Annotated in this window: 15 protein-coding genes; 11 read left to right on the forward strand and 4 right to left on the reverse strand. The window is 38.3% G+C overall.

Annotated elements, in window-relative coordinates; genetic code table 11:
* The first annotated feature begins 328 nt into the window (after positions 1-328).
* The 4 genes from BM107_RS18755 to BM107_RS18770 all read left to right on the forward strand — a co-directional run bounded on the left by BM107_RS18755 (position 329) and on the right by BM107_RS18770 (position 4092).
* Positions 329-1093, forward strand: a complete 765-nt coding sequence (locus BM107_RS18755; protein ID WP_090986135.1) for an ABC transporter ATP-binding protein — start codon at positions 329-331, stop codon at positions 1091-1093.
* 67 nt (positions 1094-1160) lie between these two features.
* On the forward strand, positions 1161-2282 hold the full coding sequence (locus tag BM107_RS18760) for an ABC transporter permease (protein ID WP_166672365.1): 1122 nt from the start codon (positions 1161-1163) through the stop codon (positions 2280-2282).
* Positions 2283-2396: 114 nt separating this feature from the next.
* On the forward strand, positions 2397-3353 hold the full coding sequence (locus BM107_RS18765; RefSeq protein WP_090986137.1) for a Fic family protein: 957 nt from the start codon (positions 2397-2399) through the stop codon (positions 3351-3353).
* Between the two features lie 55 nt (positions 3354-3408).
* Entirely contained in the window at positions 3409-4092 is a 684-nt protein-coding gene (locus tag BM107_RS18770; RefSeq protein WP_090986139.1) for an XAC2610-related protein, read from the forward strand.
* A gap of 233 nt (positions 4093-4325) precedes the next feature.
* Here BM107_RS18770 and BM107_RS18775 read toward each other — a convergent pair whose 3' ends face one another.
* From BM107_RS18775 to kbl, 4 genes are all read right to left on the reverse strand, one after another.
* Positions 4326-4901: a TetR/AcrR family transcriptional regulator gene (locus BM107_RS18775; RefSeq protein WP_090501759.1), complete on the reverse strand. Its 576-nt coding sequence runs from the start codon at positions 4899-4901 to the stop codon at positions 4326-4328.
* Position 4902: 1 nt separating this feature from the next.
* Complete coding sequence (locus BM107_RS18780; protein ID WP_090986141.1) at positions 4903-5313, reverse strand: Rieske (2Fe-2S) protein; 411 nt, start codon at positions 5311-5313, stop codon at positions 4903-4905.
* Entirely contained in the window at positions 5313-6353 is a 1041-nt protein-coding gene (gene pheS / locus BM107_RS18785) for a phenylalanine--tRNA ligase subunit alpha (RefSeq protein ID WP_090986143.1), read from the reverse strand. The genes BM107_RS18780 and pheS overlap by 1 nt, the downstream gene beginning before the upstream one ends.
* Before the next feature lie 148 nt (positions 6354-6501).
* Positions 6502-7689 (reverse strand): glycine C-acetyltransferase, encoded by a 1188-nt coding sequence (gene kbl, locus BM107_RS18790; RefSeq protein ID WP_090986145.1) that lies wholly within the window; start codon positions 7687-7689, stop codon positions 6502-6504.
* 244 nt (positions 7690-7933) lie between these two features.
* Here kbl and BM107_RS18795 point away from each other — a divergent pair, with 244 nt between their 5' ends.
* The 7 genes from BM107_RS18795 to BM107_RS18825 all read left to right on the forward strand — a co-directional run bounded on the left by BM107_RS18795 (position 7934) and on the right by BM107_RS18825 (position 21577).
* Positions 7934-10381, forward strand: a complete 2448-nt coding sequence (locus tag BM107_RS18795; RefSeq protein ID WP_090986147.1) for a DUF5686 and carboxypeptidase regulatory-like domain-containing protein — start codon at positions 7934-7936, stop codon at positions 10379-10381.
* 234 nt (positions 10382-10615) lie between these two features.
* Complete coding sequence (gene trhO / locus BM107_RS18800; RefSeq protein WP_090986149.1) at positions 10616-11551, forward strand: oxygen-dependent tRNA uridine(34) hydroxylase TrhO; 936 nt, start codon at positions 10616-10618, stop codon at positions 11549-11551.
* A gap of 389 nt (positions 11552-11940) precedes the next feature.
* Positions 11941-14820 (forward strand): triple tyrosine motif-containing protein, encoded by a 2880-nt coding sequence (locus BM107_RS18805; RefSeq protein ID WP_090986151.1) that lies wholly within the window; start codon positions 11941-11943, stop codon positions 14818-14820.
* A gap of 371 nt (positions 14821-15191) precedes the next feature.
* Positions 15192-18203, forward strand: a complete 3012-nt coding sequence (locus BM107_RS18810; protein ID WP_090986153.1) for a SusC/RagA family TonB-linked outer membrane protein — start codon at positions 15192-15194, stop codon at positions 18201-18203.
* An 11-nt stretch (positions 18204-18214) separates the two neighbouring features.
* Positions 18215-19687: a RagB/SusD family nutrient uptake outer membrane protein gene (locus tag BM107_RS18815; RefSeq protein ID WP_244278857.1), complete on the forward strand. Its 1473-nt coding sequence runs from the start codon at positions 18215-18217 to the stop codon at positions 19685-19687.
* Between the two features lie 53 nt (positions 19688-19740).
* A complete protein-coding gene (locus tag BM107_RS18820; RefSeq protein WP_244278858.1) occupies positions 19741-21117 on the forward strand; it encodes a glucoamylase family protein in 1377 nt (458 codons plus the stop codon).
* Between the two features lie 58 nt (positions 21118-21175).
* Entirely contained in the window at positions 21176-21577 is a 402-nt protein-coding gene (locus tag BM107_RS18825) for a hypothetical protein (protein WP_090986156.1), read from the forward strand.
* Positions 21578-21591: the final 14 nt, after the last annotated feature.

The raw sequence follows: 21591 nt of genomic DNA on the forward strand, positions 1-21591 counted from the left end.
TGAAAAAAAGATACCGGGTTACCAAAATCCCGAGAAACAAAGGTTGCAATATGACTGCATTTATAGAAAATCATATGCTATGCCGAGCAATAAAATCCAAACCAGTGATACATTCATTTTTTCAAAAAAATAATATTGTTTTGATGAAGCTTTTAATCAGGCAAAAAAACAACTACAAAACAGATTCGATAAATTAAAACATTATAATTGCAACCCTAAAAAATAATAAGTGATGGTTTACCTACCTTAAACATCATTTTACCGACATTTTCATCAATGTATTCAAAAATTCATTCCCTATTCATTTAAAGCTCCTTACATTCGCAATATGGAAACAAAAAAAGCCATTATCAGCGTTAAAGACCTGGTAAAAAAATATGATGATTTTGTAGCCGTTCAAGGGCTTAGTTTCGAGGTTTACGAGCATGAAATTTTCGGTCTGCTTGGGCCTAATGGAGCAGGAAAAACCACAACCCTCGAAATTATCGAAACATTGAGAGACAAAACATCTGGTGAAATTATTGTTGATGGTTTTTCTGTTGACAAACATCCACAGGATATCAAACAGATTATTGGTGTACAGCTACAGGCAGCCGGTTATTATCCAAATCTAAATCTGATCGAACTTGTTGAACTTTTTGCCGGTTTATACGGTGCCAATATTAAACCCATGGAGATGTTGGAAAAAGTAAATCTTCAGGATAAGGCAAAAGCCAAATACAAAGCACTTTCAGGTGGGCAAAAACAACGCTTCTCAATAGCTACAACCCTCATCAACCAACCAAAAATAATTTTTCTGGATGAGCCCACAACAGGTTTAGATCCACAGGCACGCAGAAATCTTTGGGACCTGATTACAGAAATCCGGAATGCAGGTACAACGGTGGTTATTACCACACACTACATGGATGAGGCTGAACAGCTTTGCGACCGCGTTGCCTTTGTGGAACGCGGACAGATTATTGCGCTGGACACGCCCGATACCTTAATAGATAATTTAGTAAATAGTGGTTTTGAACGTAAAAAAGAGGTTAAAAAGGCTAATCTGGAAGATGTATTTATTCATCTTACAGGTCAGGAATGGCGTGAATAGCCCACTATTCCCCAAAAGGAGAAACTTGACTTCATACATTTTTTAAATAAAATCCAGCGAAACCAATATGCAAACAGATATACACAAAAAAAAATCAAACTCTCCTTCAGGGGCTGGGGGGTACAATAATCTTACAGCAACTCTTGCCCTTGCCAAAGCAAGTTTCCGTTCTATTATGCGGAGCCCCTCTGCGGTGGTTTTTACCCTGGCTTTTCCCCTGATATTCATACTTGTTTTTGGATTCTTAGGTGGCGGCGGAACCCGTATCGATGTTGGGGTAATGCCAGGTTCGGATGTAAACAACCCGGTAATGGGTATGTTGGAAAAAACAGGCATGATCCGTTTGGTAAAAGATAAATCAAAAACCGAGTTCGATAAGTTACTGGAAAAGGGCAATGTTGATGCTATGATTGATGTACACAGAAAAGTAAATTCTGCCGCCTATTCGGTTAATGTGGTTTATACTTCGGCATCGAGAGATAAAGGTGGAATTTTAAAATCAGTTTTAAACAACATCTTTTACGATAAGACATTAAAGCCCACCGTTGCAGAAATTAAAGAAAGCACCATTACGGGCCGTGAATATAAAACCATTGACTTTATCCTTCCCGGCCAATTGGGCTTTTCGCTATTAAGCACGGGCGTTTTCGGAACGGCATTCGTATTTTTAAGTCTGCGCCAAACCTTAGTAATCAAACGCTTTTTTGCTACTCCTGTGAGGCGATCGAGCATCGTTATCGGCGAAGGGATTGCGCGTATAGGCTTTGCCTTAATCGGTGCTTTATTTATCATTTTAATTGGCCATTTCTTTTTTCGCTTCACACTCGTCCACGGAGCGCTTACGGTCGTCGACATGCTTATACTGGCCACCCTTGGGGTCATCGTTTTTATGGGCTTTGGTTTTATTATTTCAGGCATCGCCAAAAGCGAAAGCATGGTTCCTCCAATATCAAATATCATTACCTTGCCACAGTTTTTACTATCGGGTACATTCTTTTCTATCGAGGCTTTCCCGGGTTGGCTACAGCCAATCAGCAGGGCTTTACCGCTTACCTATTTAAATGATGCCATGCGCAAAGTAGCTTTCGAAGGTTTAGGATTATGGGATGTTAAGTTTCAGATTATGATCCTATTGCTTTGGGGAATTGGTATTTACGCCGTCGCGGTAAAAGTATTTAAGTGGGAATAAGACAGCCTGAAAGCATTTTGAAATGATAACACATTGTTATCATTTTTTTGAAGCAAAATTTTTAATATCGGATAATTTAATTTTTACTATCATCCGATATTATTACCTTTGGGCATGTGGGATTTTGATTTAAGCGATTTAGAAGAGCTATTACCGCAAATAGAAAGGTTATACGAAAAAAAGGCCAGGTTAGAAACTTCAAGGCCTTTGCCTAATAGCGCCCTAAACCGTATCAGAGAAGATCTTACCCTCGAGTGGACGTATAACTCCAATAGCATAGAGGGAAATACTTTAAGCCTGAAAGAAACCCAGATGGTTTTACAGGAGGGTATAACGGTTAAAGGCAAATCGTTACGGGAACATTTCGAAGCTTATAACCACGAAAAAGCTATCGATTACCTGTACACTTTGGTTAATAAAGATTATACCCTCAGAAGCATTGACATTTTATCGCTTCATGGCCTGGTACTCAGAAGTATTGAGGATGATTACGCAGGTCGTTTAAGAAATGGCGGTGTGCGCATTGTAGGTGCAAATTTTACACCACCCAATGCCAATAAGGTTTCTGATTTATTAGATCAATTGATCACTTTCATCAACGATAACCCATTGGGCTCAAATGATATCTTATTAGCTAGTATTTTTCATCATAAACTTGTTTGGATACATCCTTTTTTTGATGGGAATGGGCGTACCGTTAGGCTTGCCATGAATTTATTACTTATGCGAAGAGGCTTCCCCCCTGCTATCATCCTCAAAAATGATAGAAAGAAATACTACGAAGCGCTTAACCAGGCAAACAAGGGCAATTACCATAAACTTTGTTTATTGATGTTGCAAGCCCTAGAACGCTCATTAAATATCTATATAAATGCATTGCCAGGAAACCATTATGGTGATTATGAACCCATCTCCAATATCGTTTCAGAACCTGATGTTCCTTATGGCCAGGAGTATGTGAGCCTACTGGCCAGGCAGGGAAAAATAGATGCTTATAAAGAAGGTAGAGATTGGCTTACCACTAAAGCTGCTGTACAAAGCTATATCAAAACGAGGAAAAGAAAACGTTAACCTTTTTTAACTTTTTGGTAGAGGATATTGGCGTAATTTTACCCAAAAATAGTTAATGAAAAGTCTGTTCATCTTTTGTGGCATTTTGCTTCTTTTCAGTAGTTCACAAGCTCAATTTAAGTTTCTGGCAAACAACAGTTCTGACCAATACAAGGCCAAAATTTTTGTCGAGAAATGTGAAGGAAATGCCTGTAGCGGAAAAGCCACAATTATTATTTATGACAAAGTTACAGACAGGGAAACAGATATTTTTCACTCTGAAGACCTGGACTTCGGCTTAACAGGCACTCAAAATGCCAAACTTGGATGGCTGGAACTTGGCAAATACCAAACGCCTTTAATTTTCGGCGATTTTAATTTTGACGGTCTTGAAGATCTTGCCATCAGAAACGGTAGTAATGGCGCTTATGGCAGCCCATCATACGACGTTTATTTATCATCAAAAGAAAATAAATTTTTAAAAAGCGAGGAACTGACCAAACTGGCCAGCGAAAATCTTGGCATGTTTGATTTTGACAAAAAAACAAAAAAAATTGCTACCCATCAAAAAGATGGTTGTTGCTTTGATAAAACCATAAATTATAAATTTAACGCTAAGAACGTACTTTACGAAGACTCATCAGTTATTGAAGACTCCAGCATTGCCGATATTGTGACGGTAATTACTCAAAAAAATGTTGATGGAAAAATAAAAAGAACGGTGCAAAAATTTAGAATGAAAGATTATTATAATCAATAAGTTACCTTATTTTTAACATCAGTTTAAAATTAATAGTTTACCTTACCTTAATAAACAATACACTAAAAATGTAACTAACCGAAGTCGTTACCCTGATCCGATAGCTCGGATTTATTTCAGGGCCTATTGCAGGAAAAATGCTGACCACGAAGTAGTTACAAGGCAATTGAAAATAATATTTCTTCCTTGTAAAATAAATTCAGCATGACGATCGCTTGTATAACTAAAATAGTTTACAGTGCTGCTTTTACTAAAAATGGCAATATTTCTTTCTGGAAACTCACAAAATTCTTACGTACATCAGAATCGCTAACTGAGGTAAAGGCAAATGAAAATACAATACTTTTACTTGCTTTAAGTAAAAATGCCAGTCCTTCTCTTCTTGCCGGATTGTTTTTAAAGTTATCCAGTTGCAGGTAAGCAGCCAACAATAAAGCCTCTAACTGGTCTGATAGATGTTTCAAAAACTCTTGTGAATTTGCATTTTCACGAACAAAATCCCAGCCGATAAACTCATTACAGGCAGTAAATGACAAACGGCTCGTTTTCATTACCAATGCTTTCAGGTGTTCTTCTTCTGAAGCGTAACTGACTTTATTATTTAATATCTCATAAAGGTTCTGGTCCAGATAATCCATCAGAATACTATCCAAAACCTGTTCTTTACTCTCAAAATATTTGTAAATGGTTGCTTTGGCTATACGGGCCTTTTTTGCAATTTCATTTACACTGGTTTTATGGTAACCGTATTTTCGAAATAATTCTTTGGCAGCTTTTTTTACTGTTTCTTTTATTTTTTCAGCTTCCATCTTAATTGCTTACGTGTAATAATGTATTGCCCTGCAAAGAAATATTATAAGCTTTCAGGCTTCTTTCGGCAGGCGCTTTTTGTGGACTCCCATCAAGCAGCGAAAATTTGGCGCCCGAACAAGGATCGGTAGCCGTTACACCGCTATCGTCAGGTATTACTTTGCAAATCTTTTCCGGGTTTACCGTGCTGCATCGATCAAAGGCAACATATCCACCTAGCGGCGTTTTTACAATCAGCAATCCACCCACTCCATTGTTTGAAACAACCAAGACATTGTTTACTGCCTTTAAGCTAAATTCCGTTATCGTTACGTTATAGTTTACAGGTACCTCAGGAATAAAACCCTGGTTTTTACCACAACCCGTAACCATAAGGAGTACAAACAATATGCTATATAGATATTTCGTCATTAAATTAAAGCAGATTTAAATTGCTTTAAGAAACGTGCATCATTTTCAGAAAATAAACGCAAATCTTTAATTTCATACTTTAGATTGGCAATACGTTCAATCCCCATTCCAAATGCAAAACCACTATATTTTTTTGAGTCAATACCACAGTTTTCCAACACATTCGGATCTACCATGCCACAGCCTAAAATTTCTACCCAACCACTGTATTTACAAAGCTGGCAACCGGAGCCTTTACAAATGGTACAAGAAATATCCATCTCTGCAGACGGTTCGGTAAAAGGAAAATATGATGGACGGAAACGCACCTTTGTACCTTCTCCATATAATTCCTGCACGAAATAAAACAAAGTCTGCTTTAAATCTGCAAATGAAACATTTTCATCCACATATAAACCTTCTATCTGGTGAAAAAAGCAGTGTGCACGGGCAGAAATGGCTTCGTTTCGGTAAACACGGCCTGGCATAATTGCCCTGAATGGCGGCTGGCCTTGTTCCATCATGCGCACTTGCACCGACGAAGTATGTGTACGTAAGGCTATATCTCCTTTCTCACCTCCCTTTTTAATAAAGAAAGTATCTTGCATATCTCTTGCAGGATGCTCTTCAGGAAAGTTCAGGGCCGAGAAATTATGCCAATCATCTTCAATTTCGGGCCCTTCTGCTACAGTGAAACCCAGTTTGGCAAAAATCTCAACAATTTCTCTACGCACCAGAGCCAGAGGATGGCGCGAACCGATCTCGAAACCTTCGCCAGGCAAAGTTAAATCCAATTGCGTACCGTCACTTTTAGCATCAGTACTTTCGGTTGCTTCTTTTAGTGTAATGTATTTTGATTCGGCTAGTTGTTTAAATTCATTTAAAACCTTGCCCAACGATCTTTTTTCTTCAACAGAAACAGATTTGAATTCGTCGAAAATCTCCTTAATGATGCCTTTGCTTCCTAAATATTTAATGCGGAACTGCTCTAACTCGTCTGCCTTTTCAGTTACGAAAGCATTAATTTTCTCGGTATACTGTGCTATTTTGTCCTGTAACATGGCATCAAATATACAGCAAATTATCCAATAATTTTAAGCTTGTCCGGTTCAAATAATCTGTTTACAATGCCATTATAAAAGAAAATGAACCCATAAACAACAAAAGCCGCTGTAAGCGGCTTTTGTTGTTTATATAAATTCATGGATTTTAAATTACCCCTAATTCTTTTCCCACTTTAGTAAATGCGGCAATGGCTTTATCTAAGTGGTGTTGCTCGTGGCCGGCAGATAATTGCACACGGATTCTGGCTTTCCCCTGAGGCACAACCGGATAAAAGAACCCGATTACATAAATTCCTTCTGCTAACATTTTAGCAGCAAACTGCTGTGCAATTTTAGCATCATACAACATTACCGGAACAATGGGATGGAAACCAGGTTTAATATCAAAACCTGCTTCTGTCATTTTTTCACGAAAATATTTGGTGTTTTTTTCTAATTTATCCCTTAACGATGTGGTTTCGCTCAGCATATCCAATACCGCTATAGATGCTCCCGCAATTGCCGGCGCTAGAGTATTAGAGAACAAATACGGACGTGAACGCTGGCGTAACATATCAATAATTTCTTTCTTGCCTGAAGTAAAACCACCCGATGCACCGCCTAAAGCCTTACCCAATGTACCGGTAATGATATCGATACGGTCCATTACATTAAAATGCTCATGAGTTCCGCGACCGTTCTTACCAATAAAACCAGTACAGTGCGATTCATCGATCATAATCAATGCCTCGTATTTATCAGCCAAATCTGCAATCTTATCCAGTGGTGCTACAGAACCGTCCATAGAGAAAGCGCCATCAGTTACAATAATCCTGTGCCTGCAATCTTTGGCCGCGATTAACTGTTTTTCCAAATCCTCCATATCGGCATTTTTATAACGGAAACGTTGTGCTTTACACAACCTTACCCCATCTATAATTGACGCATGATTTAACTCATCAGAAATAATAGCGTCTTCAGCATTAAACAATGGCTCAAAAACTCCTCCGTTTGCATCAAAAGCAGCAGCATACAAAATAGTATCCTCAGTGCCTAAAAATTTAGAGATCTTTGCTTCAAGTTCTTTGTGCACATCTTGTGTACCACAGATAAAACGAACTGAAGACATTCCATAGCCATGATCGTCGATTGCTTTCTTAGCTGCTTCTATCACTTTGGGATGAGAAGAAAGGCCTAAATAATTATTAGCACAAAAGTTAACCACTTCAGTACCACCGATTACTCTAATGTCGGCACCCTGAGGGGTGATGATGATACGTTCACGTTTAAATAATCCAGCGTTTTCGATTTCTTCAAGTTCCTTTTGGAGAACAGGTTGTAATGTTTTGTACATGGCCTTTTTTTAATGGTTGATTTGGCACCAAAGTTATAAAAAAAAGTCTTTTCCGACCTAAAAGGGCAATTTTATCCCAACATTTTGAATACAAATATTTGACTGATCAGCTCAGCATTTCTATGACGAATCTTTAAACAACATCTATCCTGATTATTTTTTTTTCGATCTTAACAAACTTTAACACTCACCTATGTGTATAGTGTTAAAGTTATTCGATATTTATAGCTTACTAACCCAACATATGATAAGAATTTTATCGCTCCTGTTTTTTTGCGGATTTACCAATATTATTTTAGCTCAGCAATCTACCATCACTGGTTTGGTTAAAGATAATAGCGGCCAACCTATTCCTTTTGCAACTGTTTATTTAAAAAATACCACCAAAGGAACATCAGCAAATGTTGATGGAAAATATGCGTTAAAACTCAAAAATGGTCAATACACTTTAAGTTTTAGGGCTGTTGGTTATAAACAACAAGATCATATTGTCAATTTATCTGCAGATCAATCGCTCAACGTTATCTTAACCTCAGAAAGTTATACGCTAGAAAACGTGGATATCACGGCCAGTGCTGAAGATCCGGCCTATGCCATTATCCGAAAAGCCATTAAGGAACGAAAAGCACACTTGAATGAAGTTAAAGCGTTTAGCTGTGATGTATACATTAAAGGAGTGCAAAGGTTAAAAGGCGCACCTAAAAAATTCTTCGGTCAGGATATACAGAAAATTTTGGAACTTGACACTAACCGGAGGGGTATTATTTACCTTTCAGAATCACAGAGCAAATTTAATTTCAAACGGCCCAATGAGGTACACGAAGAAATGATTTCATCAAAAGTTGCCGGCCGAAACAATACATTCAGTTTTAATAAGGCATCCGATCTGATCATCGATTTTTACGACAATTACCTGCTTGAAAACAAATTGAGTACGAGAGGATACATTTCACCTATCGCAGATAATGCCCTTTTTTATTATAAATATAAATTATTAGGCGAAAGCAATGAAAACGGGGAAACTATCCATAAAATAGAAGTGATTCCACGTCGCGAGAACGACCCTATTTTCAGGGGAATTATTTATATTATCGATAATAGCTGGAGAATTTACAATACCGATGTTTACCTCACTAAAAAAGCAGGCATCAATTTCATTGATACGCTGCACATCAGCCAGCAGTTTACCAAGGTTAATGAAGCGTATATGCCTACTGCCATTAACTTTAAATTTGGCGGTAATGTGCTGGGATTTAAAATAGACGGTTATTATGTTGGTATTTACAGCAATTATAACCTTGATCCTAAATTCCCAAAACACTTTTTTAATGGGGAGATCTTAAAAGTTACCGAAATGGTAAATAAAAAAGATTCCATTTATTGGAAAAACAACAGGCCTATCCCGCTAACGGAAGACGAAAAGATCAACTACGTCAAAAAAGATAGCATAGCGAAACTAAAAGAATCGAAAAAATATCTCGATTCTCTTGAAAGAGAAAATAACAAATTCGGAATAGGTAAGCTTTTGCTCAGGGGTGTAAGCATCAATGACCGGTACGATAAAGAGTATTGGAATTTCGACCCTGTATTAAAAGCTATATTTTACAACACAGTAGAAGGATTTGCCATAAAATATGGTGTTACCTATCGCAAGGATTTTGAGAACAGAAGATCTTATTCCATCCGACCTGAGTTGAGATATGGTTTCGCCAACCAGAAGCTTACCGGAAGTCTGAGCGGAAGTTATTATTACAATCCACGTAAGCGGGCCAGTGTTGGCGCATCATTCGGAAATGGGATATTCGACCTGAACAATCTGGGCTCTATGACACAGCTTGGCAATACCATTAACTCATTATTTTATGAAAAAAACTTTGCCAAATTTTACGAAAAGAGTTTTATAAATATTAATACCACCCGCGAGCTCGTCTCCGGCCTTCAGGGAAGTTTGGCCTTGGATTACAGCAGGAATAAAAACCTCACCAATAATACCAATTTCAAATTTATAGACGTTAAGGACCTCGAATTTACTTCGAACAACCCTTTCAGTCCAAATGAAGAGATACCGCTGTTCCCTACATATAATTCTTTCAGCGCAACGGCAAGTTTAACCTATACCTTCGGGCAGCAGTATATCACCCGTCCGGATGGCAAGTTTTATACCGAATCGAAGTTCCCAAAAATTACATTATTATATAAAAAAGGTTTTAATGGTGTATTGAATAGCGATATTGACTACGATTTTGTGAAGATGGAAGTTTCTCAAGACAGGATCGGGATGGGATTATGGGGCTATACCTCCTTTTTGGCCGGTGTGGGTAAATTTTTGAACAACAAAAACATGTATTATCCTGACTTTAAACATTTCGCGGGTAACATTTCCACTATTTTCCCTCCTAATATCAGAAAATTCCAGTACCTCGACTTCTATCAGTTTAGCACCAATCAACAATATTTCGAAGCGCACTTAGAACATAATTTTGCAGGTTTCTTTATGAATAAAATTCCCTTGTTGCGTAAAGCAAAACTGGAGGAATTTATTGGTGGAGGTTATTTATCGTCTCCCGAAAAAAGGAATTATAAAGAATTCTATTTCGGTATCCAACGTCTGGTATTGCGTGCCAGCTACGGCTTTGCCTATGACGGTGGACGTAAGTTGACGCAGGGATTCAGGATCGCGTACGGATTCTAATATGGAAGATGTTTTATGTAAGATGGATGATGGCAGACAACACATTTTCCATCTTACTTTTTTATATAATTTATCTATTCAGTAAAGAAGTTGCTGAGCGGTCGGTTCGCAATCCATTCTACATTTTCCATTTTACATCATAAAAAAACCTTCCTTCTTAAGCCTTCTACCTTCAACCTTTTTTACTATCTTTGCACCGCTTTAAACGCCGTTTGCAACGGTATCAACAGCGTTATGAAAAAATATCAGACACTACTTTACTATTGCTATAGCTACATAGCAGAGGCAGAGCAATTTGCAGCCGATCATCTTAAATTTTGCAAATCTTTAGGTCTTGTTGGCCGTATCATCGTGGCCGACGAAGGTTTAAATGGTACCATATCGGGCACTCCGGAAGCCTGCGAAGCTTATATGAAAGCGATACATGCTGATGAAAGGTTCGCCAAAACAGAGTTTAAAATTGATGATGTAGAAGAGCTTTCATTTTTGAAAATGCATTGCCGTTACAAATCGGAAATTGTGCATTCTGGTTTAAGGGACACGACAATTATCGATCCCAACAAACAAACCGGTAAACATCTAGAACCGGTCGATTTCATGAAAATGAAGGATGAAGAGGATGTAGTAATCCTGGATGTACGTTCCAATTATGAACACAATCTTGGCAAATTTAAAAATGCGGTAACGCTCGACATAGAGAATTTCCGTGATTTTCCTGAGCAGATTAACCAGCTTGCCCAATATAAAGACAAAAAAATACTTACTTATTGCACGGGTGGGATTAAATGCGAAAAAGCATCTGCCCTACTATTACACCATGGCTTTAACAATGTTTATCAATTACATGGTGGTATCATCAAATATGGCAAGGAAGCTGGCGGAAAAGATTTCGAAGGTAAATGTTACGTATTCGATAACCGAATAGCAGTGGATGTGAACCAGGTTAATCCAACAGTGGTTTCAGTTTGTTATAATTGCGGAGTTACGACACCAAAAATGATTAACTGTGCCAATCCTGAGTGTAATGAGCATATTACCCAATGCGATGCCTGTGGAGAACAGCTTCAGGGCTGCTGCTCGGTAGCATGTACAACCAATCCGCGCAAACGCCCTTACGATGGTACAGGTTACTATGTAAAGGTTCCGCAGCCGGTAGCGGTAAAAGGGTAAAGAAATTAATAGAAAGATTGTCATCTCGACTGGAACGCAGTGAAATAGAGAGCTCTGTTGAAACAGATTTAGCTTCGCTGAGCACTTACGTGCTTCTCGATTTCATTGCACCCGATTTGCAAATAAAATATTTTATTTTTGGTTCATGGACGGTCAAGAACTAGCCAGTGTAGCGGGCTGATCCTTTAGGTTTAGTGCGCTACTTCCTTAAATGTTATATCACTTATATCGATTTAATGCAATAAATTACCCCTCGAAATGTCGGCAATTTTAGGAACTACTAAAATTTCGATCTTTTCATGCTTGAATCCTTAACATCCATCACCTCTCGCATGTTCTAACAATTTTTCTTTACTTTGTGGCATAATGGGTGTACCCAATATCACTTTATGCTAAACTACTTCAGGCTTTTACTATTATTATTCTGCGTTACTATAACCAGCGCCGCATCAGAAATTAAAAGTATTGGCGTTCCTTACATTGAAAATTATCCAAAAGCGGTTTATGCGTCAGGAAATCAGAACTGGAGCATAGCCAAAGATAAAAATGGTGTAATGTACTTTGGCAATGCGGAAGGATTGTTAACTTTCGATGGACGTTACTGGCAGAAATACCAAATGCCGAACAGGCAGATTGTTAGAGCTGTAGCAACCGATAAAAGTGGAAAAATTTATACCGGTAGTTTTGGCGAATTTGGTTACTGGGCAATTAAAAACAATAAATTAAGCTACCATTCACTTACCAATCTGCTGCCGAAAGGGATAAAAATAGATGATGAGGTATGGAAAATCTATGTTGATCCGGATAGGATAATCTTCCAGTCCTTTTCCAAAATATTTATTTATAGAAATAATAAAATAGAGGTGATAAAGTCACCGGCATCGTTTCTATTTCTGCATAAGGTAAATAACAGGTACTTTATAGAAGTGCTGGAAAAAGGCTTATTTGAACTGCTCGGCAACAAGTTAGTCTATATTCCCAATAGTGACAAACTAGGCAAAGAGGGTATATTATCTATTCTTCCCTATAAGCATACTGGCCTGATCATTGGGACAAGCAAACAGGGATTGTTTACTTATGATGGTAAAGATTTTAGGCCTTTAAATACTCCCGCTAATAATTACCTGAAAACCTACCAGCTTAACAATGGAGTAAGTTTGTTGGGCAAGTATTTCGCATATGGTACCATTCTTAACGGCTTGATCATAATCGATGAAAATGGAAAAATTGTGCAGCGGATCAATAAATCTAGCGGTTTGCAGAATAATACGGTTTTAAGCTTATACGCGGATAACGAGCAAAATCTATGGACAGGACTGGACAACGGAATCGACCGGATAGAACTGAATTCACCCTTATATTTCTACTTCGATAAAACTGGTCAGTTTGGAACGGTCTATTCCAGTATTATTTTCAACAATAAAATCTACTTAGGCACTAATCAAGGGCTGTTTTACAGCGAGTGGTCGCCAGACAATCTTTTGCCTTTCAATTTCCGTTTAATTCCTAATTCGCAGGGTCAGGTTTGGGAGCTGACAATTATCGATAATGAGCTAATTTGCGGTCATAACAGCGGTACCTTTAAAGTTTTGGGAGATAAAATAGAATGGATATCGAGGTCGACAGGTGGCTGGACCATCAAAAAACTAAATTCAAATCCAAATTACCTTGTTCAGGGAACTTATACAGGCTTATCTTTATTTACTAAATCGCCAGGTTCTGGATTAAAGTTCGCGACTAAAATAGCGGGCTTTCAAGCGCCTTCCAGATATGTTGAACAAGATAACAGAGGAGATATCTGGGTTGGACATGCCTATAAAGGTCTATTTAAATTAAGCCTTAGCCCCGATTACACCAGGGTAACGAGCACTAAATACTTCGATGAGAAAAATGGCTTACCTGGTAATTATAACATTAACATTTTCAACCTGGAGAATAAAATTGTTTTTTCGTCTGATGTCGGCTTTTATACCTATGATGAACTCAGCAACAAATTCACCAAATATGAGGCACTCAATAAAAGCCTGGGCTCATTCGAAACTTCCAACAAAATCATCCCCGCAGGCAGTAAAAAATACTGGTTTATTAATCATGGCAAAACGGCGATGGTTAACTTTAGTGAGCCGGGCAAGGTAGAAATAGATTCTAATCAATTCAGCATTTTGGATGGCCGGATGGTGCAATACTATGAAAATATCAGTCGCATCAGTAACTCCATTTATCTCATCAGTGTTGATGACGGTTTTGTAATCTATAACCCTACTGAACAGCTCAACCAGGAAAAGAAAAAACTACCCTCTGTTTTAATCAGACGGGTAGAAGATATTACTGACAAATTCTCACTAATCAGTGAAGGTGGAAATAGCAACGAAGAAGCAGAAATCCATAATAGCAGAAACAATATCCGCATCTCTTATGCGCTACCTTATTACAGACAAGCTAAAGTGAAATACCAGTTTTATCTGGAAGGCTATTCACACAGCTGGTCTGATTGGTCTTCGGCTACGCAAAAAGATTTCACCAATTTAAGCGCAGGCACTTATACTTTTAAAGTGAGGGCAAAAGTTGACGATAATACAATTAGTAATGAAACAATTTATACATTTACCATCCTACGACCATGGTATTTGAGCAATTGGGCTATTTTATTATATACCATCCTGTTTGTGGCAGTTTTAATTTTGGGTAAAAAAATATACGAAAAGAAACTGCAGCGAGATAGTCAGAAAATTACCGATCGTTTAAAAGCAGAGCAGGAAGAAAAATTGAGGCAGGAAGCTGAAATAAGCGAAAAGCAGATTATTAAATTACAAACGGAAAAACTCCAGGCTGAACTTGCTTCGAAGAATAGGGAGTTGGCTAATTCTGCAATGACATTGGTATACAAAAACGAGTTGCTTCAAAAACTGGCTGACGACATTACCAAGTTAAAGGATGAAAATGGTAAGAAACTTTCGGAAGAGCAGACCCGTAAAATACAAAAGGTGATCAACGACGGGATGAATGATGAACGCGACTGGCACCTGTTCGAGAACAGTTTTAACGAAGCCCATGAGAGCTTCTTTAAAAAGTTAAAAGCCCAGCATCCTGATCTGGTCCCGAATGATCTAAAACTATGTGCTTATTTAAGGATGAACATGAGCAGTAAGGAAATGTCGTCGTTATTGAATATCAGTTTAAGAGGAGTTGAAATTCGCCGATACCGTTTACGTAAAAAACTCGAGGTGCCACACGACAAAAATTTAACCGAATTTTTAATGGAACTCTAGCCTTTTGATTTCATTTTTTTAATTATCATCCATGCAAAGACAACACATCATCATTAAACGATTATTATTTTAAGAAATCGTTTTCGCGGCTTTTTACGATTTTTCAGTTCGTTAGGGACTACATCATTACCTCTCATCACAATTTTGCAACCCCCACAAAATACTTGGTGTACTTTTTACACAAAGCAAGATACTAACATTCCATTAAAACTGAAAAAAACTCTGTTTTTGACCTGAAATCGCGTTTGGTTTATTTGCCTTCGAAACTCCAAAGGCTACGATGATGTATTAATGTAGAGGTAAAATCACTTGCACATCTACCAAAACAACCCCACATTTAACTAACAATTAAACTAAATTTATAATAAAGCATGAAAAGAATCTTTACAAGAATTTCTGTTCTCGCTGCATTTTGTTTGCTAACAATTAACGTAGCATTAGCGCAAAACATTACTGTAAAAGGTAAGGTAATCGATGGCGGTGACAAGACCCCATTACCTGGCGTATCTATTTTAATTAAAGGCACACAAAGTGGCACCCAAACAGATGTAAATGGCAACTACTCTATTAGCGCGCCGGCCAACGCTACATTAGTATTCAACTTTGTAGGCTACACAGCAGCTGAGCAAGCTGTAAACAATCAAACTACCATTAATGTATCATTGGCATCTTCTACACAGCAATTAGAGCAGGTTGTGGTGGTAGGTTATGGTACACAAAGAAAAATTGATGTAACTGGATCTGTAGGAAATGTTAAAGGAGAAGATATTTCCAAACAACCATCAGTTAACCCGGTAAGTGCATTACAAGGAAAAGTTGCAGGAGTTTCCATCACAAACGTAGGAACTCCAGGTGCATCACCTAAAATTACAATTAGGGGGACTGGAACCATTTATGGAAATACCGGCGTTTTATACGTAGTAGATGGTGTTTGGTATGATGACATTAACTTCTTAAATCCTGCAGACATCGCAAACATTAGCATCTTAAAAGATGCTTCTTCGCAATCTATTTATGGTATCAGAGCTGCGAATGGTGTCGTTTTGGTTACCACCAATAAAGGAAAACGAGGAGATGCTGTTATCAACTATAACGGAACTGTAGGTTTTCAAAAAGTAACCAACCAGGTTGAGATGGCAAATGCATCGGAATATGCTACTGCCGTAAATGAGGCTTACAGCTTATTAAATCCACCAGTCGCTCCTTTATTCGCAAATACTAATTTAGGCGAAGGCACAAACTGGTACGATGTCATTTTAAGGGATGCTTTGGTGACCAACCATCAGCTATCAGTAAGTGGTGGAACAGAAAAGTCTACTTATAACCTATCTCTCGGTTACTTAGATCAGGATGGTATTGTAAAAAACAATAACTATAAAAGATACACTGCGAGGTTATCAAACGATTTTCAAATTTTTGACCCCTTAAAGGTGGGGTATAATGTTACCGCTACCTCTAGCAAATCTAAGGATGCTCCTTCAGGTATTTTTAGGGCATTGTATGCCGCATCTCCGGTTGTACCCGTATTTAATGCTGATGGAAGCTATGGCGATCCAAATGCATTTAACCTTGGTAATGGAAGTAACATGAATCCTCAGGCTACGCTTGATTTTTTTAATCAAAATACAACAAAGTATAAGGTTACCGGAAATGTTTATGCAGAATTAAAATTCCTAAAGAACTTTACCTTTAAAACAAGCTTTGGTGGTGATTTTGGCCAGGAAGAAGTTAGGGGATATGTAGGAGTTTACAAAGCAAGTAATACCCAGCAAAATACAAACAGTAAACTGGATATAGATCGCGTTGAAAACAGAAACTGGATTATTGAAAATACGTTAACATATGATAAAAAATGGGCGGATCATAGTTTAACGGTTTTGTTGGGACAAACTGCTCAGCGCAATAAACTTTATGCAATTAATGCCGACGCATTAAACGTACCATATACTTCAGAAGGAGATCTGTATCTGGCTTTAGGTAATGCAGCTAGCAGAAGTATAGTAGACAGGGGCGAATTATCAACCTTTGCATCTTATTTCGCCAGGGTAAATTATGGCTACAAAAACAAATATTTAATCAATGCATCTGTTAGAAGAGATGGTGCTTCTCAGTTTTTTGGCTCTAACAATCTTTGGGGCAACTTCCCTTCAATTGGTGCAGGTTGGGTAATCAGCAATGAAGATTTTATGAAAGACCAAAAAATCTTTAGCAATTTAAAACTAAGGGGAAGCTGGGGTAAAGTTGGAAACGCCGGCGTTCCTTTCAACCCTTCTACCGAAACTGTAGATCAAACGCCAAGCTTAGTTGCTATTTTTGGTGGTATACCATATACCGGTGCAAGCGTCAGAATGCTGGTACCACCTACGTTATTCTGGGAAAGAAGCGCTGGTACAGATATAGGTCTGGAAATGGGCTTTTTAAATAACAGATTAACAGTTGAAGCTGATTATTATAACAGAAAAACGGAACAGGCTATTTTCGATATTCCAATATTTAAAAATTTAGGAACTGTTAATGGTCGGTTAATTGCAAACCAAGCCGATATTCGAAACCGCGGATTTGAATTTTTAGCAACTTGGGCAGATAAAACAACTGGAGGTTTTAACTATTCAATCAGCGGCAACGTCGGAATTAATAACAATAAAGTTATGAATGTTACCTCCGGTGATAATCCCATTTATAGCGGTGGTGCAGGTCTGACAAGTGGGTATTTATCTACGAGAACAGTTAATAACCGTCCGATTGGAGAGTTTTTCGGCTATCAGGTTATAGGTGTTTTCCAAACAGATGCTGAAGCTGCTGCTTGGCCGGGTTTCAAAAAAGGAGATTTCAAATATGCTGATATCAATAACGATGGTGTAATTGATTTAAAAGATAGAGTTGTTCTAGGAAATCCAAATCCTAAATTTACCTATGGCTTAAATACAAATTTCGCCTACAAAAACTTCGATCTAACCTTAGATATTCAAGGTGTTGCAGATGTCGATGTATTTAATGCTAATCTCAGCAACCGTTTTGGTAATGAAAACTACACCAAAGATTTCTTTGATCACCGCTGGACTGGTCCAGGTACATCTAACACCTATGCGTCAGCAAATTTAGCAGGAGGCCTAAACAATGCACCGAGCTCTTTTTATGTAGAAAAGGGTGATTATATCCGATTAAGAAATATCCAACTGGGTTATAGCTTGCCAACTGCAATTGTTAATAAGTGGAAAATGCAAAGGCTTAGAGTATTCTTAAATGCTCAAAATGCTGTAAACATATTTGGCTATAAAGGCTTCAGTCCTGAAGTGGGTGGAGTGCCAACCAGTGCAGGTATAGATACAAACGTTTATCCTTTGTTCGCGACTTATAATTTCGGAGTTAACGTAACTTTCTAATCGACATCAAAATGAAAAAAAATATAAATATACAGTCTTGCCTTGTAGCAACAGCCTTAAGCGCAATGCTTTTCGCTGCATCATGTAAAAAAGACTTCCTTAATGTTCCGCCACAAGGACAACAACCATCTATTACCTTTTGGAAAACGGGTGATGATGCTCTAAAGGGCGTAAACGCCATTTATGCCAATTTACGCAGCTGGGATAATGTGGCATTTAATGCAATTGCTATTGAAAGTACCGGCTCGGATGAAGCAGATAAAGGCAGTACGCCTACCGATGCAACATTCTTTAACCTTTTTGATCAGTTTACGGTAACTTCTACACAGGGGTCACTAGAAGGTTTTTGGAATGGACAATACCAAAATATCAATCTTTGTAATCAGGTTCTTGATAAAATTCCTAATATTAGCATGGATGAATCTTTAAAAAACAGATATCTGGCAGAAGCTAAATTTGTAAGGGCATACTCTTATTTTAGGTTGGTTCGTGCCTATGGAAATGTGGTATTAAGATTACACCTACCGAGAGACAATAGCGAGTACAATCTTCCACAATCAGACAAAGCTACTGTTTATGCCCAAATCGAAAAAGACCTTACAGAGGCGGCTGCTGTGCTACCACAGTCTTATCCGGCAACTGATTTAGGTAGAGCAACAAAAGGCGCTGCATTGGGCATGAAAGCAAAAGTTGCCATGTATCAGAAAAAATGGGCTGATGTACTTGCGCTAACCAATCAGGTAATGACTTTGGGATACGATCTGTTTCCTGATTATGAAAAAGGATTTAGGGAAGCAAATGAAAACAGTGTGGAATCTTTATTTGAAGTACAAGCTTCATTAATTCAAGGCAACGCTGCTGCCTCTAACTCACAATACAGTCAGGTGCAAGGAGTAGCAGGCGTTATGGGATGGGGTTTTAATACACCATCTGCAGAATTGGAGGCAGCGTATGAAACCGGAGACCCAAGAAAAGACGCTACTATTCTGTTCAGAGGAGAAACTACTCCACAGGGCGACCTTGTTCCTACATCTGTACCGAATCCTCGTTATAATCAAAAATCTTATGTTCCGTTTAATACAAGAATATCAGGCTTTAATGAAGGTGCGCAACAAAATATAAGGGTATTAAGATTTGCTGATATACTACTTATGAATGCGGAAGCTGCTAACGAACTCGGAAATCCTACGCAGGCGCTTACCTCGTTAAACAGGGTACGCAAACGTGCAAGAGGCTCAAATCCGGCAATTTTACCTGATGTGACTACAACGGACCAGACGGCTTTAAGAACAGCTATCTGGAAAGAAAGACAGGTTGAGCTTGCGATGGAAAACGATCGTTATTTCGATGTAATCAGACAAGGAAGAGCATTAACCGTATTTGGTCCTAAAGGATGGAAAGCCAATAAAAATGAAGTTTGGCCAATTCCACAAACTGAAATTGATTTAAGTGGAGGTTTGCTTAAGCAAAATCCTGGTTACTAAAACATAATTTTAAAGGGTTGCCAGATAACTGGCAACCCTTTTTTCACACTTCTATGATGTTAAAAATCTATCCTACAAGAATTTCATTATTATCAATTATCTTGGTTTCGTTGTTGGTTTTCGGTGCATGCTCTAAAGCCAAAACTCAAGTCTATAATCCTGACCTCAGCATTAAGAAAAACCTTAGTGATGAGCAATTGCTTGACCTCGTTCAAAAACAGACTTTCCAGTATTTTTGGGATGGTGCAGAACCGACATCTGGTGCCGGTCGCGAACGTTATCATGTAGATAATGTTTATCCCGAAAACGACAAGAACACCGTTGCAACCGGTGCTACCGGTTTTGGCTTGATGGCTATTTTAAGCGGGATTGACAGAAATTATGTGTCTAAAAGGGAAGGTTTAGACCGGTTAAATAAAATATTGGATTTTCTATCCAAAGCAGATCGCTTTCATGGTGCCTGGCCACACTGGATTTATGGTGAAACCGGTAAGGTACGTCCATTCGGACAAAAAGACAACGGAGGCGATCTTGTAGAAACATCATTTGTTGCACAGGCGTTAATCTGCATTAAAGAATATTATAAAAACGGAACAGATGCCGAAAAAGCTTTAGCTGAAAAAGCTGACAAACTTTGGAAAGGCATTGATTTTAACTGGTACCGCAATGGTAGCCAGAATGTATTGTACTGGCATTGGTCGCCAGAATACCAGTGGGAAATGAATTTTCCTGTTAAAGGCTATAACGAATGTTTAATTATGTACGTAATGTCAGCCTCTTCTCCAACTCATAGCGTACCTGCCGAAGTTTATCATGAAGGCTGGGCAAGAAATGGAGCAATCAAGGCAAATTTCGATCTATACGGGCATCATATCCCTTTAGATTATCAAGGTGCAAAAATCTCTGTGGGTCCATTATTCTGGGCGCACTATTCCTATTTAGGTTTAAATCCTAAAGGATTAAAAGACCGCTATGCCGATTATTGGCAAAACAATGTCAATCAAACATTAGCCATACATGATTATTGCGTGGCTAATCCAAAGAAATTTAAAGGCTATGGCCAAAATAGCTGGGGTTTAACGGCCAGTTATTCTGTAAAAGGATACGCCGCTCACAGTATTCAGGAAGATTTTGGCGTAATCTCTCCTACCGCAGCCATATCCTCTATCCCCTATACCCCAAAAGGATCGATGAAAGTGATCAGGCACCTCTACGAAGATCTGGGAGACAAAGTTTGGGGAAAATACGGCTTCTACGATGCTTTTTCCGAAACTGATAACTGGTATCCTCAAAGATATCTGGGCATTGATCAGGGACCAATGGTAGTGATGATCGAAAATTACCGTTCAGGTCTGCTCTGGAAGTTATTTATGGGAAATGAAGACGTACAGAATGGTTTGAAGAAACTGGATTTCCAGTTTCAACCCTAATATCAGATTGTATATAAATGTTTAGCCATCATATATTTTAAATTAAATCTACAGAACCATGAAAAAAGTAATTTTAATATTAACAGCAATAATAGGATGTATCATCCTTAATTCTGGCTTCACTAACCTGACTGAAGCTAAACATAAAACTATAAAATCAAAATTCGCCACAGTAAATGTAACTGCAACAAACTCCACAACTGATGGCGTATATGTGAAATTAGAAAATAATACCAGCGGTGGTGTTTATTCTTTCTTTATACCACCAAATTCACCTAGTGGAACTGTTATCGGACAGATACCGGAAAACGGAGATGTATATACTGTTACACTAACCTCAACAGGCGGCGCACATGATATGTGGGTGTACTGGGAACACCAATCGCAAGTTACCGGCTTAACAGTAAGCGGAATGTCGATAGGCTGCTCAAGCTGTGCAAGAATTAACATTTTCAATTAATTAACCAACGAATA

The organism is Pedobacter suwonensis (assembly GCF_900111825.1).
GTDB classification, from domain to species: domain Bacteria; phylum Bacteroidota; class Bacteroidia; order Sphingobacteriales; family Sphingobacteriaceae; genus Pedobacter; species Pedobacter suwonensis.